At 52.5% G+C, this 12,863-nt stretch carries 14 protein-coding genes; 9 read left to right on the plus strand and 5 right to left on the minus strand.

All coding sequences use genetic code 11. The features are described 5' to 3' along the window. The first annotated feature begins 61 nt into the window (after positions 1-61). Positions 62-1,183: a TolB family protein gene (locus tag PBOR_RS01625; protein WP_042210135.1), complete on the plus strand. Its 1,122-nt coding sequence runs from the start codon at positions 62-64 to the stop codon at positions 1,181-1,183. Positions 1,184-1,235: 52 nt separating this feature from the next. Here the strand turns inward: PBOR_RS01625 and PBOR_RS01630 are convergent, their stop codons facing one another. Next, on the minus strand, positions 1,236-1,418 hold the full coding sequence (locus PBOR_RS01630; RefSeq protein WP_042210136.1) for a hypothetical protein: 183 nt from the start codon (positions 1,416-1,418) through the stop codon (positions 1,236-1,238). Positions 1,419-1,755: 337 nt separating this feature from the next. Here PBOR_RS01630 and PBOR_RS01635 point away from each other — a divergent pair, with 337 nt between their 5' ends. The 5 genes from PBOR_RS01635 to PBOR_RS01655 all read left to right on the plus strand — a co-directional run bounded on the left by PBOR_RS01635 (position 1,756) and on the right by PBOR_RS01655 (position 6,555). Then, entirely contained in the window at positions 1,756-2,298 is a 543-nt protein-coding gene (locus PBOR_RS01635) for a MarR family winged helix-turn-helix transcriptional regulator (protein ID WP_042210137.1), read from the plus strand. Positions 2,299-2,401: 103 nt separating this feature from the next. Then, complete coding sequence (locus PBOR_RS01640) at positions 2,402-3,856, plus strand: aryl-sulfate sulfotransferase (RefSeq protein ID WP_042210138.1); 1,455 nt, start codon at positions 2,402-2,404, stop codon at positions 3,854-3,856. A 49-nt stretch (positions 3,857-3,905) separates the two neighbouring features. After that, complete coding sequence (locus PBOR_RS01645) at positions 3,906-4,934, plus strand: ABC transporter substrate-binding protein (protein ID WP_042210139.1); 1,029 nt, start codon at positions 3,906-3,908, stop codon at positions 4,932-4,934. A 33-nt stretch (positions 4,935-4,967) separates the two neighbouring features. Then, positions 4,968-5,759, plus strand: coding sequence for an ABC transporter ATP-binding protein (locus tag PBOR_RS01650; protein ID WP_042210140.1), 792 nt, complete (start codon positions 4,968-4,970; stop codon positions 5,757-5,759). 16 nt (positions 5,760-5,775) lie between these two features. After that, on the plus strand, positions 5,776-6,555 hold the full coding sequence (locus PBOR_RS01655) for an ABC transporter permease (protein WP_042210141.1): 780 nt from the start codon (positions 5,776-5,778) through the stop codon (positions 6,553-6,555). Positions 6,556-6,616: 61 nt separating this feature from the next. Here PBOR_RS01655 and PBOR_RS01660 read toward each other — a convergent pair whose 3' ends face one another. Further along, positions 6,617-7,516 (minus strand): copper amine oxidase N-terminal domain-containing protein, encoded by a 900-nt coding sequence (locus tag PBOR_RS01660; protein ID WP_081971872.1) that lies wholly within the window; start codon positions 7,514-7,516, stop codon positions 6,617-6,619. Between the two features lie 182 nt (positions 7,517-7,698). Between PBOR_RS01660 and PBOR_RS01665 the strand changes: the two genes are divergently transcribed. Next, entirely contained in the window at positions 7,699-7,935 is a 237-nt protein-coding gene (locus tag PBOR_RS01665; RefSeq protein ID WP_039300082.1) for a DUF6953 family protein, read from the plus strand. 97 nt (positions 7,936-8,032) lie between these two features. On the opposite strand, the gene PBOR_RS01670 is transcribed toward PBOR_RS01665, so the two are convergent. Genes PBOR_RS01670 through PBOR_RS01680 form a run of 3 tightly spaced genes read right to left on the minus strand, consistent with a single transcriptional unit; the run spans position 8,033 to position 11,395 of the window. Then, the gene (locus PBOR_RS01670; protein WP_042210143.1) at positions 8,033-9,115 is read right to left on the minus strand and encodes a mannose-1-phosphate guanylyltransferase; all 1,083 of its coding nucleotides are present in this window, start codon (positions 9,113-9,115) and stop codon (positions 8,033-8,035) included. Beyond that, on the minus strand, positions 9,108-10,214 hold the full coding sequence (locus PBOR_RS01675) for a glycosyl transferase (RefSeq protein ID WP_042210144.1): 1,107 nt from the start codon (positions 10,212-10,214) through the stop codon (positions 9,108-9,110). The genes PBOR_RS01670 and PBOR_RS01675 overlap by 8 nt, the downstream gene beginning before the upstream one ends. Next, positions 10,214-11,395, minus strand: coding sequence for a glycosyltransferase family 4 protein (locus tag PBOR_RS01680; RefSeq protein ID WP_042210145.1), 1,182 nt, complete (start codon positions 11,393-11,395; stop codon positions 10,214-10,216). Before PBOR_RS01680 ends, PBOR_RS01675 begins: the two co-directional genes overlap by 1 nt. Positions 11,396-11,596: 201 nt before the next feature. Here PBOR_RS01680 and PBOR_RS01685 point away from each other — a divergent pair, with 201 nt between their 5' ends. Beyond that, positions 11,597-11,893: a helix-turn-helix domain-containing protein gene (locus tag PBOR_RS01685; protein WP_042210146.1), complete on the plus strand. Its 297-nt coding sequence runs from the start codon at positions 11,597-11,599 to the stop codon at positions 11,891-11,893. Beyond that, the gene (locus tag PBOR_RS01690; RefSeq protein ID WP_042210147.1) at positions 11,859-12,806 is read left to right on the plus strand and encodes a DUF1861 family protein; all 948 of its coding nucleotides are present in this window, start codon (positions 11,859-11,861) and stop codon (positions 12,804-12,806) included. Before PBOR_RS01685 ends, PBOR_RS01690 begins: the two co-directional genes overlap by 35 nt. Positions 12,807-12,863 lie beyond the last annotated feature (57 nt).

Below are 12,863 nucleotides of genomic sequence, written 5' to 3' on the forward strand. Positions count from 1 at the left end.
TATGCGGTTTGGAAATAAGCATCCGGTATGCTGGGAGTAACACAAGCTGGAGGGAAGCCTAATGAATGCTGAGAACAATAGAAGAAGGGTCAAGGTGCGGGCAATTCTGCTATGTGGTGCGGTTCTGCTGTCCGTGACAGGCTGCGCTGCGGAGAATACTGAAACGAGGCAGGTGGTCGAGAAATCCGGCCAAAAAATCACGGTCCTCGATAACATTAGCGAATCTGTCTATACCCAGTTGAAGCTGGAAGGGATCGATAAGGTGGAGGGTGTGCGGGGCACGGATTTCGTCAGTGAGGACGTCATGGTTGTGACCAAAGAAAACCGTAATCTCCCTGCACAGGTGATCGAAGGCCAGGAGAGATATCCGCTGAATCTCTATCTGCATACATTCTCCACGGGTGATGAAACTCCGCTGCAGGAGGGAGAGTTGAATTATGGTTCACCGCAGCTGTCTCCGGACAAGACGCATGTGTTCTACAAAGAGCTGTATGAAGCTACTGGACTCGGCTATATTATGGATCTGGCCACGGGCCTTTCGGTGAAGGCAAGCGATGCGGAGTTCAGAAGTGAAGAAGGAAGATGGGCGGATAACGATCATGTGATTTATCCGGATATGGAAGGCAATATCATGAGCGCGGATGTGACCGGAAAGCAGGAAATGTTGCTGAAGACCGGAGTGCCTTATGTTCATGAGGTGATCCAGAGCGGCAGCCGGATTCTATATGTCACGGGTGAAGACAGCCAGCTTAGCGCTTATGATACGGATACGAAACAGACCAAGGTGCTGGGGACAAATGTGCTATGGGTTGTTCCGTCACCGGACGGGAGCACGCTCGCAATTGTGGAACGGAAGGGTCCGGGCGAGATGGTGCTGAAGCTCTGTGACAGTGAAGGCAATGAACAGTCGCAGCTTGCAGCAGGCCAGCAGATCTTCGGTACCAGCTGGTCGCCGGACGGCAGCAAGCTGGCCTATGCAGTCACTGCAGCAGGTTCTGCTGATGATCAGGAAGACCTGTTCATTACCGAGGTTGAGACCGGAGAGCAGACGCCTGTGCTGAATGATATCCGCGTGTCTGACCAGCTGCATTGGAGCCCCTCAGGCAAGAAGCTTCTGGCCACGGCAACTGTGCTGAAGGACAATGTATATCAGTTCCTCACCTATGTGGTGAGTTTGTCTTAATGCTCCGGATCAGCAACTTGGCGCCAGCACTTGGAATCCTCGCAAAAGAAGGTCAGCCGGAGGTTTCCCGGCTGACAACATCAATCATTTTCGCTTTTTGCTGGGTAGGCGGCTTAAAATCCTGCATCAAATACAACATTCTCCTCTTAAAATCGACCGAAATCCAAAATTGTTGCATGAAATGCAGCATCTCTTCGCCTCTAAGCAGATTAACAAGATAATTCTTGTATTTCATACAACAATCCTCCCGGACAGGCAGTTATCCATGAATCAAAGTTGTAAATATTGCAACAATAATACGCCTACAGTACTATGAACCCTCCACCGCCCGTAAGAGCACCCCAAAGTACCTTTAACATTTATTGAATATATTCATACTTGACAGGTGGGTTTAAGGGGTATATGATAACAGCAATAGTTCACTACTAATTAAATGAACAGTGAAATAATAATTGTTAAAGATCATATTTGAGCTGATTGGACCACCAAAGGCTCCCGCAAATATTCCCGCATAGGGGATTTTCCGGGGGTCTTTTTGGGTTCCCTTGCATGGACAGCAGAGGAGAGAGAACATGAATGATAAAGAGTGGGAGCGGCTGGAGGAGGCGGACCACCTGTTCCGCAAAATGGTGCGCAGATTCGTCAAGGAGCGTGACCGCGTAAGTGTGGAGGGGATTGCCTTGCCGGGCATGCTGATTCTGCAAAAGATTATCCGGGACGGTGAGCAGCGGCTCGGCGATCTGGCGGAGCAGCTTGATTTCACTTCGGGCGCTATAACGGCGCTAAGCGACAAGCTGGAGGCCGGCGGATTTACAGTGCGCAGACGCAAGGAAGATGACCGCAGAACCGTGCTGCTTGATATTACAGCCAAGGGCCGGGAGATGGTGGAGCGCAACAGCAACATCGGCGCCCGATGTATTACGCTTCTGTTCGAGGGCTTTACGGATGAGGAGCTTGAGCAGCAGAGCCGCTTCTATGAGCGGATCATCGGCAACCTGGAAGGGTTCTCGGATACCCTGCTGAAGCTGGCCCAGCAGAATGCTGAAATCCCCGTACCCAGAGAGCCTGAACAGAAGCCGCGCGCAGGCACGAAGAAGAATTATCTCAGCTACTGAAATGAAGCCTATGCCAACCAAACCTTAAGCGTAGGCTTCCGAAGTGAGTTTTGTACGAAGCCAATAAATGAATTCTATAACTTAACTTTAAGGAGAGATGATCATGGGACATTCAACCATTTATCCGACAGGGGCGACGGTATATAATCCGTCCAAGGCGTGGAGCGGCTACACCGTATTTCAGGCGGGTGATGAGGGAGTCGTGCTGATTGATATGAGCGGCAAGGAAGTGCATCTGTGGCAAGGGCTGATCGGGTTCCCGGCCAAGATCCTCCCCGGCGGCTACGTGCTGGGCAGCACGGGCAGAAGAGATCCCAAATTCGGCATTCAGGATAATGTCGATCTGGTCCAGGTCGACTGGGACGGCAATGTGGTCTGGAGATACAACAGCTACGAGCATATCGAGGACCCGGGTTATGAGCCGCTGTGGTACGCCCGCCAGCATCACGACTACCAGCGGCAGGGTAATCCGGTCGGATACTATGCTCCCGGGCTCGAACCTTCGGCTAACAGCGGGACAACGCTTATCTTAGCGCATAAGAACCTGCATAATCCTGAGATCTCCGATAAGCAGCTGCTGGATGACACGATCATTGAAGTGGACTGGGAAGGCAATGTGATCTGGGAGTGGGCGGCCAGCGATCATTTCGCGGAGCTCGGATTCGATCAGGCGGCGCGAAATGTTCTCTTCCGCGATCCCAACACCCGCTCCTTCGGAGATCTGGGCGGCGGCGTAGGCGACTGGCTGCATATCAATTCCGCTTCCTACGTAGGGCCGAACAAATTCTATGATAACGGAGACGAGCGTTTCCACCCGGACAACATTATCTGGGATGCCCGCGAGGCGAATATCATCGCCATCACCGACAAGCGCAGCGGGGACATCGTCTGGCGGCTGGGACCGGATTATTCGCTGCCTGAAGTGAAGCATATCGACTGGATTATCGGCCAGCATCACGCCCACATTATTCCAAAGGGACTGCCGGGTGAAGGCAATCTGCTCGTATTCGATAACGGCGGCTGGGGCGGATACGGCCTGCCGAATCCCTCATCACCTTTTGGACAGAAGAACGCGCTGCGTGACCATTCCCGTGTGCTGGAGATCAATCCGGTTACACTGGATATCGAATGGCAGTATACCTCGGCGGAGGCCGGCTTCTCCGTTCCGACTGATTCCTATAAATTCTACAGCCCGTATATCAGCTCGGCGCAGCGGCTCCCGAACGGCAACACGCTGATTACCGAGGGTTCGAATGGGCGACTGTTCGAGGTCACGGCTGAGCATGAGCTGGTCTGGGAATATATCTCCCCGTACAACGACCGGCGCAATACGAATATGGTCTACCGTTCTTACCGTGTACCCTATGCCTGGGTGCCGCAGCTGGCGAAGCCGCAGGAAATTGCCATCGAGCCAATCGATGTGACCAGCTTCAGAGTGCCGGGAGCTGCGCAGAAGGGATCGGATTCGGTAGTGAGTGTAGCGACCACACTTCCGTTTACAGAGGGGGCCGCTTGTGTGGCTACTGCAGAAGAGAGCAGCGTCCGGAGAACCAGTTAGACGATGGCTAGATAGCTATAGAAATTCATAGACGAAGAGGTGCGTAATTTTGAAAAAATCATGGTGCGGCTCAGCCTTCCTGCTCTTATCCTTATCTCTCGTACTGGTTCTGTCCGGCTGCAGCTCCAAGGGAGACGCGGCGGCTTCCACTGGAACAGACGGCGGTAAGCAGAAGACCCTGAAGATTAAAATTGCCGATATCAATACAAATCCTACCTTCCGGGTGGCACTGGATAAAGGCATCTTCGCGAATCACGGCATCGATGCAGAAATCATAAACTTCGGCACTCCGGCTGAGGGAGTAAATGCGCTATTCATCAAACAGGTGGATGTGGCCTTCGGCGCGGACTTTCCGGTGCTCAATGCCGTCTCCAAGGGTGAGTATTCGATTATTGCTTCCGCCGGCCAGGCCACGGATCAGGCAGCGGCGGTATGGAAGCTGTACGTAAGGGATGAGATCAAGTCTGCTGCGGATCTGAAAGGCAAGAATCTAAGCTTCATGCGCGGTACGTTTCTGCCGTATCTGTGGGATGAATATCTGAAGGAGCAGGGCATTGCCTTGAGCGATGTAACGCTGACAGGACAGGGTGCGTTCGACGAAGCCTTCATTGCACTTAAGCAGGGCGATGTGGATGCTGCCTGGTTCAGCGGTTCGGCGCTGACGGATAAGCTGGCCGCGCTTGAGGGTGTTCATGAGCTGACCGATATGTCTAAGACCCCGGTGCGTCTGGGGATGGGGATTGTCGCCGGGAATGCCTTTGTAGAGGCCAACCCCGAGGCGATCGCGGAATTTCTGGCGGCGGTGGACGAAGCTTCGGCTTATGCCCAGGAGCATCCCGAAGAGGTAGCCGATCTGATGTTCAAGGAACTGAAGCAGCCGAAGGAAGCTACGCTGAAGGATCTGCCGGTCAATCCGTGGAAGGTCGGCTTTACCCAGGCTGCGTATGACAGCCTTGCCGGACAGAAGAAGTATATGGTCGATACAGGAATCATTGAACAGGATTTCGATCTGGGCAGCAAGCTCAATCTGGAGCCGCTGAAGCAGGCATTGCCGGATAAAGTGACTTTTGCCAAGTAGCTTAGCTCACCAAAACTTACAGGAGGTGCCTCCATGTCTTTATCTGCCAAACCATCTGCTGCGAAGCAGCATGCCATTCATATCGAGCAGCTGCGCAAGAGCTACAGCGAGCCTGCGGCCGGGGATGTTCATTACATTATCAAGGATGTGAACCTGGTGGTCAAAGGGGGCGAATTCTTCGTCCTGCTCGGTCCGAGCGGCTGCGGCAAATCAACGCTGCTCAACATGATCGCCGGGTTTGTCTCCAAATCGGGCGGCAATCTGCGGGTGGACAATATTGAGGTGGATAAGCCGGGCCGGGACCGGGCGGTTGTGTTCCAGCAGGCAGATTCATCTCTGTTCCCCTGGCTCACGGTGCGGGAGAATGTGGAGTTCGGGCTGCGGATGAAGAAGACGCCCAAGGCAGAGCGCCGGTCCATATCGGACCGTTATATTACGCTAGTCGGGCTGAACGGGCATGAGGATAAATTTCCGAAGGAATTATCGGGAGGGATGAAGCAGCGGGTACAGCTGGCCCGGGTGCTGGCGAATGATCCGGCTATTCTGCTGATGGATGAGCCTTTTGGCGCGCTGGATGCGATGACCCGGCGGACGATGCAGAAGGAGCTGGTGCAAATATGGCGTGAGACGCATAAGACCGTTATCTTCGTAACGCACGATATTCAGGAGGCGCTGCTGCTGGGTGAGCGCATCGGCATCATGTCCGTGGGCCCTTCCTCCAATATCACCGATATATACGATAATGCGCTGCTGTTCCCGCGGGATGTGGCTTCGCCGGAATTTTACTCGCTATACAACCAAATTCAGAGCCATTTTGAAGAATAGGATCGGGGTGCAGCACATGTTGAAATGGGTGGAGAAAAAATGGGTCTCGGTCTCCCTGCTATGGATTGCCGCACTGTGCATCTGGCAGCTGGGCGCCTGGGCGTATGGCCCGGATGTTATCCCGGGTCCATGGGCCACGCTGAAGGGAGGGCGGGAACTGATCCAAGACGGCACCTTGATGCAGTATATCGGCATCAGCTTTTACCGCGTGCTTGTCGGTTGGGTACTCGGCAGTATACTGGCTATTCCTGTAGGGCTGATCATCGGAAAAGTAAACGTCATCCGTATATTTGCCGAGCCGTTCCTGAATTTCATCCGCTTTATCCCGCCGATTGCCTTCATCACACTTTTTCTGGTCTGGTTCGGCATCGGAGAGCAGTCGAAGATTGCGCTGATTATGTACGCCACCTTCTTCATCGTTGTGCTTAACACCTTGACCGGTGTAATGTCGGTGGAGGAGGATAAGGTCCGCTCGGCCCGCAGCATGGGGGCAAATGAATGGCAGATTCTGCTGCACGTGATTGTGCCGGCTACGATTCCATATATTTTCACCGGTGTACGGCTGGCGATGGGAACCTCCTATATGGCAATTATCGGCGCAGAAATGATCGCTTCCAACGAAGGTGTTGGTTATCTGATCTGGAATTCGCGGCTGTTCTTCCGTACGGACTGGATATTCGTCGGGCTGTTCTGCCTGGGCTTCATGGGCTTCTTCACCGACAGGCTGTTCGGCTGGTTCGGCCGGAAGGTGCTCTACCGCTATGGTGTAGTTAGTGTGGCGGCGCGGAGAAGATAGAGACGGGAAAACAACCACTGCCCATTATTCATGGACAGTGGTTTGGTCTGGTTCTATTCAGCTATTCAGGGATAGGCTGGATAATTTCTCCGTAATTTCGTGTGTAGTAGGGAAAGGACTGATAGGATCCATCCGCTGCTGTCTGGTAGGAAGCCCGGTAGCCTCCGCCAAAATAGCGGAAATGATCATGAGACATCTCAGCCATATATCCGGGTTGCTGTCCTCCCAGCGTAGTGTACAGATCATAGCCGGGAATACCATTCGTGCCATATTGCCAGACGGCATGGGCGGCTCCGTCCTTAATCTCAACGACGGTTGAGACAAGTGCGTTCTCGTAGACATAGCGCGTAGCATCATTTGCGGCAAATCTGTACGTATAATTCCGTGATTGCCCGCTCTCCGCTGCAGGAACAGGCGTGAAGTCGAACTGGATAGGCAGGGAGATGGCAGCAAGGCGGGCTGCCGCCAAGTCACCCGAGAGCTGGGCAGCAGTGTCCGGGACATAATCCTTGCTGGTTATGAAGAGGATGCCGCGGGTCCGCTCATAGTACACACTATATCCGAAGGCTTCACTGACGAAGCGGGCCGGCACCATGATCCTGCCGTTGTAATTACCCGCTGCATTATCCATTTGGACCGGCTGGCCGTTTTTGTAGGCTGTTGCCTGTCCCTCGATTAGACGGAAGCTATCCAGGGCCGGATTAGTGATTGTAGCAGTGCGGGTTGCTGTATCCCAGGAATAAGTCAGTCCGAGTGAGGCGAGCGTCCGCACCGATACTTTGATTCTGCCTGACTCAATAAAAGGGCTGCTGTCTGTGGTGATAAAGCTTCCGTTGATATTGACGGTAATCGGACGGGCTGGCGCAGCTGCCTGGGCGGGGGAAGCGGCTGAGGCGAAGCTTTGCAGCAGGAGCATGAGCAACAGACAAGCCGGCAGTATTCTTTTATACAGATTCATCATTAATCTCCTTTCTGTGTTGTTGGAATTAAATAGAATAAGTTTCCATATATAGACGCTGCTCTCTCTATTATGTTTCTAATAAACTCCTGATTGTTTCAGGTATTGAATCATTTGATGCGGTTGTATTCATGCTATAATGGGGAAATCTACAAGCAGGATAAGCAGGAAGGAGCACTACCCCCATGGAAGTAACCGCACAGGAAGTGGCGGAATGGATGGTCAAGGAAATCAAATTTACAGGAACCCTGCACCAGACCGCAGCGATTGAATATGTGAAGGCGAATTTCGGCGAACAATTTGTATTCGTGAATGAGAATGGAAATGCATCGCTGTCCAAAGAAGTGAAGAAGGCGTTCCGCAAGCTGCACGGCGGCCGGATTGCCTGGGACCGCGACGGGTTCCTCTGGGCCTGGACCTAAGGGCCGACTCAGCATAGGAGAACCATAAGAACATAACGAAGGGAGCATTGCTGTAATTGCATTGCTCCCTTTTGTGTGCAGGTAAGGCGTTCATAACCTATACGTATTCCAGCATTCCTTTCTCCTTGAGCAGATCGACAATGTCTTTGACCGACTGGGCTTTATCCTTAGGGCAGATCATGACCGCATCCCCGGTGTCAGCGATGATGAAGCCGTCTACGCCGATAGTGGTGATCAGCCGCCCGTTGCCATAGATTATAGAGTTGCGGGTGTCGATGCCGACATGATTAGCCTTGATAATATTGCCTTCATCATCAGGCGGGAAGATAGCACCGAGTGCATCCCAGCTTCCGATGTCATTCCAGCCGAACTGGCCGGACAGCACCACTACCTCATCAGAACGTTCGAGAATGCCATAATCAATCGAGATATTCTGCAGCAGCGGATAGATCCGGTTAATCGTCTCCTGCTCCTGATCGGTACCGAGCGCTTCACTGATCGGCAGCATCGTATTGTACAGTCGTGGCAGATACCGCTTAAAGTTATCGATAATGACCGAGGTCTTCCAGATGAAGATCCCGCTGTTCCAGAGATAATTGCCTGAGGCCAGATATCCCTGTGCCTTTTTGAAATCCGGCTTCTCCACAAATTCAGCTACATCGTATACGGCAACCGGTTTGACTGCGATCGGCTCTTTGTCATAAGCAATGTAGCCGTAGCCCGTGGAAGGGAAGGTCGGCTTGATCCCAATCGTGACAATGGCATCGCTCTCCATCGCGACGGTGCAGGCTTCGTCCAGCGTAAGCCGGAACTGCGGCTCATCGGTAATGTAATGATCGGAAGGCAAGACAACCATTAAGGAATCCCCTTCACTCATCTGCTGGATGGAGAAGGCGGCGAACAGGATGCTTGCCGAGGTATTCCGGGCCACAGGCTCGATCAGAATATTGCTCTTCTGCACACTGCTGTGCATAATGCTCTCCAGCAGCACCGCCTGGGTGCGGTTCGTTACAATCACGGTATTCTCCTGCGGAATGATGCCCTTGAAGCGTTCGATCGTATCATTCAGCATAATATCGTTGCCGCTGATATTCAGCAGCTGCTTGGGGATTTCCTGTCTGGACAGCGGCCAGAAGCGGGTGCCGCCTCCGCCTGCGAGTATGGTTGCGAATTTATCCATGATGAGTCACCAGATGGGCAATCGAGAAGGAGATGATGCTCTCCGATCCCTGATTGAGGTTCAGCCCCGAGCTGTGAATCCCGTCGTAGCAAGCCCCGGTCTGGGGATCGATCAGGGAGAGCTGCAAGGAGTTGTTCCCTGTATACCAGGCGTAGCATAGTTCAGCCTGCTTCAGATAAGCCGGGTCCTTCAGCACTACGGCAGCTTCCCGGCAGGCGAGCAGCATTTCGCAGGCTTCAATCGGCTGTTCGTCATAGAGGGCAGGCGTGCCGCCGCGCAGCAGCCAGCCGTGGCTGCCGATAGGTCTGTAATACCCTTCCGGTGCGAAGGTCCGGGAGATCAGGAAATCGAGACTTTCTTTGGCTGTTATACGAAGCTCCGGATTGCCGGAGATCGTGAAGGCCTTAAGCAGTGCCCAAGGCAGCATAGAGTTCCCGTAAGTCAGGCTGTCTTCGTACCAGTTCCAGCCTTCCCCTTTGGTGAGGTTATACTGGTCATGCAGCCGGGTGGTGACGGATTCGATAAGCTCTTTAATGTATGATTCAGGCAGGAAGGCCAATTCCTCTTCTGTATTTGGTATATGGGGATAGGGGAAGGAATAGGTGAGTGCTCCGGGAGTCTCAAGTAAATAGCTGAGGCCGATAACGGCATAGCCCAAGGCCCGGGGAGAGCGCAGGTCTCTGATATGCGGCAGCGCCTGGTTGATCAGATACCGGCAGGTATTCAGCAGATTATCCGGCAAAATGGAAGAGTAGGAGAGCACGAAGCCCAGCGCCCAGAGTGTGCGTCCCTGGCAATCCTCGGAGCCGCGCTCCTCCAGGAAGGAACGGTTGTAATCCATGAAATTCCGGAAGTTACCTTCTTCATTCTGTGCATGATGGACGAACGAGAGATACGTATGGATCAGATCGAGTGAGGCCGTATCCTGATTCTTTTTGTACATCAGAACAGCTGCGATTAAAGCCCGGGCATTGTCATCGGTGGTGTAGCCCTTGGCACGGTCGGGAACACCAAACTTCGTATGCTGGAAAATCCCCGTATCATCAGTGATCTGGCGCATATAACCAGTTGTGAACTGCAATACCGCAGATGTCTGCATCAAATCACACTCCGGCCAGCCGGTTTGGAGAGGGCTATTTTGTCCTGAAAGATGGCGGCATACGTTTTTGCAACCTCACTCCACATCATCGTACTGCCTAGCGCCTGTGTACGCTGTTCCATATCCCGGACTTTGGCCGGATTATCCAGCAGCTCCAGGATGCAGGCTTCCAGCGAAGCGGAGTCACGGAATTCCGCCAGCAGGCCCCGGCCATCGGCCAGCATCTCTTGAGCGTAGCGGTAAGGGGTGGAGATAATCACCCGGCCATAGCCGACGCCGTAAGCGAGTGTGCCGCTGACTGCCTGATCCTTGCCCAGATAAGGCGTCATATAAATATCCGACATCACCAGTGACTCAATGACCTCTTCCTGGGTCAGCAGCTTGTCGACGAACAGCACATTATTGACCAGGCCTAATTCATGCACAAGACCGGTCAGCTTTTGACGGTATACTTCACCAGTCTCCTGTTTGACAACCGGATGGGTCTTGCCCCAGATGATATAGAGCGCGTCCGGATGCTGCTTCACTACTCCGCTCATTGCTTCAATAGCATATTCAATACCTTTGCCGGGACTAAGGAAACCGAAGGTAGAGAGGATTTTGCGTTCTCCGAACTTATACTGGGTCTTCAGCTCTGCGCGGGTAGAAGTCTTAACGAAAGGCACACCGTGGTGAATAAAAGCAATCTTGGACGCGTTGATATGATAGACAGAGATGAGATCATCTACTGTGGACTGGGCCATCGTAACAACCTTTACGCTTCCTGCAGCTATCCGGGTAATGATCTCATGCTGTTTCGGTGTGGGATTGGTTAATACAGTATGGAAAATAGCCACATAAGGAACATGAAGCCGTTCAGTAAACTGCAGCAGATATTCGCCGCTCTCCCCGCCGTAAATGCCGAATTCATGCTGAATGACGAGCAGATCGGTATCTGACTGGTTGATTTCTTCCGCGGCATCTATATAATCAGATAGCTGATGTTGGTTAATTTCCCGCATGACCTGGTCTGTGTACCGATAATTTCCGTTGTTGTTCATGGCGATGACATGCGGTTTGTTGAAGCCCTGGAGCTTCGTGAACTCATCGAGCAGATCCTGGGTGAAGGTGGCAATTCCGCATTCTCTCGGCAGGCTGGTGGACAGGAAAACGATATTCTTATTGCGGTTGCTATGGTTCATACGTAAAGCCTCCCTGTTGATGTTCGTAATTTTGGGTATAAAAAAAGAAAATAAAGCGGGCTTTATTTTCCGAGGGATGAGTGGTATTAAATTTCGGTTCTGCAATTTATTTCCTCCATAAACTATAACATGACCATTTAATCTTGTCAATTTATTGACTCCCCTGAAATCTCCAGATATAGTGATGTAGGAGGTGTATGGATGCCAGTCATACGCAGTAAATTGAGTGAGGTTATGGAGAAGCATGACCCGAAATTATCGATCCGCAAGCTAGCAAAAGATATTAACTATCATTTCGATTCCGTCCGGCGGATGTACAAAGACGAGATGGTGCAGTACCCCCGGGATCTGCTGCTGAAGCTGTGTACTTACTTCAATATTCAGCCCGGAGAATTGATCCGGATGGAATCAGATGAGAACGATTGGGCAATAGATAAGGCAAATGAATATGAGGAGGAAGGCAATGACAAGGAGCCCGGCAAAGACTGCAACCTGTAACGAGCTGCTGGATACCTTTTATGCCAATCTCCGTCCCGTGCACGTGGAGAAGCTGGTCTTCTCCGGTGTGGGCGGACGTGATGTATACAATATAACGGCTCCGTTCCTGCATGACGGGGAGGAAGTCATCTTGGGAAGAGTTGAGGAACGGGATAGTGAGTTCTCTCAAGTCTTCTTTTTTACATCGGGAGAAGATGGCGTCTGGGTTCCCCGGGAGCATACCCATACCTATAATCTGCAGGACCCTTGCGTGACCCGCATTAAGGGTGAACTGATTGTCGGCGGGGTTGAAGTGATCACGGCCGGGGATAACCCGCAAAGAATCGTTTCGTGGGTCACTCAATTCTACCGGGGCTACCGGATTGATTCGATGCGCCACTTCTCCTCGGGGCCGGGTACGATGAAGGACATCCGGCTGATTGAGCTTCAGGATGGACGAATCGGTGTGCTCACGCGGCCCCAGGGAGACCGGGGCGGTAGAGGACAGATCGGCTTCACCATTATTGACTCTCTGGATGAGCTGAACGAACAGACCTTTCTGGAAGCGGAGATTCTGCAGAATCAGTTCGTACGGGAAGAATGGGGCGGCGCGAATGAAGCCCATCTGCTAAGCAATGGCCATGTGGGCGTGCTTGGCCATATTGCCTGCTTCGACCGCTTGGGGAAGAAGCATTACTACTCCATGGTCTTCTCGCTTAATCCGGATACTTTTGAGACTACCCCGGTCAAAATCATCGCGGCCCGGAGCGATTTCCCCATCGGCCCGGGCAAACGGCCCGAGCTGCAGGATGTCATCTTCAGCGGCGGACTGGTACGCGGAAAGCTTGGCCGGGCAGTGCTTTCTGTAGGCGTCAGCGATGCGGAAGCCTACAGAATTGAGATCCCCGACCCTTTTGCCGAATACGAAGTCTGAATCCTGTCGGTTTGACTAGATTCTATGGTCATGTTACACTTAAGATGACAAGAATTT

The sequence above is a fragment of the Paenibacillus borealis genome (assembly GCF_000758665.1).
Taxonomy (GTDB): domain Bacteria; phylum Bacillota; class Bacilli; order Paenibacillales; family Paenibacillaceae; genus Paenibacillus_AQ; species Paenibacillus_AQ borealis.

Excerpts from the sequence above, each read along its gene's own strand:
- PBOR_RS01630 (WP_042210136.1), bottom strand. The coding sequence starts at position 1,418 with ATGAAATACAAGAATTATCTTGTTAATCTGCTTAGAGGCGAAGAGATG.
- PBOR_RS01655 (WP_042210141.1), top strand. The coding sequence starts at position 5,776 with ATGTTGAAATGGGTGGAGAAAAAATGGGTCTCGGTCTCCCTGCTATGG.
- PBOR_RS01665 (WP_039300082.1), top strand. The coding sequence starts at position 7,699 with ATGGAAGTAACCGCACAGGAAGTGGCGGAATGGATGGTCAAGGAAATC.
- PBOR_RS01690 (WP_042210147.1), top strand. The coding sequence starts at position 11,859 with ATGACAAGGAGCCCGGCAAAGACTGCAACCTGTAACGAGCTGCTGGAT.
- PBOR_RS01680 (WP_042210145.1), bottom strand. The coding sequence starts at position 11,395 with ATGAACCATAGCAACCGCAATAAGAATATCGTTTTCCTGTCCACCAGC.
- PBOR_RS01675 (WP_042210144.1), bottom strand. The coding sequence starts at position 10,214 with ATGCAGACATCTGCGGTATTGCAGTTCACAACTGGTTATATGCGCCAG.
- PBOR_RS01650 (WP_042210140.1), top strand. The coding sequence starts at position 4,968 with ATGTCTTTATCTGCCAAACCATCTGCTGCGAAGCAGCATGCCATTCAT.
- PBOR_RS01640 (WP_042210138.1), top strand. The coding sequence starts at position 2,402 with ATGGGACATTCAACCATTTATCCGACAGGGGCGACGGTATATAATCCG.
- PBOR_RS01625 (WP_042210135.1), top strand. The coding sequence starts at position 62 with ATGAATGCTGAGAACAATAGAAGAAGGGTCAAGGTGCGGGCAATTCTG.
- PBOR_RS01670 (WP_042210143.1), bottom strand. The coding sequence starts at position 9,115 with ATGGATAAATTCGCAACCATACTCGCAGGCGGAGGCGGCACCCGCTTC.
- PBOR_RS01635 (WP_042210137.1), top strand. The coding sequence starts at position 1,756 with ATGAATGATAAAGAGTGGGAGCGGCTGGAGGAGGCGGACCACCTGTTC.
- PBOR_RS01685 (WP_042210146.1), top strand. The coding sequence starts at position 11,597 with ATGCCAGTCATACGCAGTAAATTGAGTGAGGTTATGGAGAAGCATGAC.
- PBOR_RS01660 (WP_081971872.1), bottom strand. The coding sequence starts at position 7,516 with ATGATGAATCTGTATAAAAGAATACTGCCGGCTTGTCTGTTGCTCATG.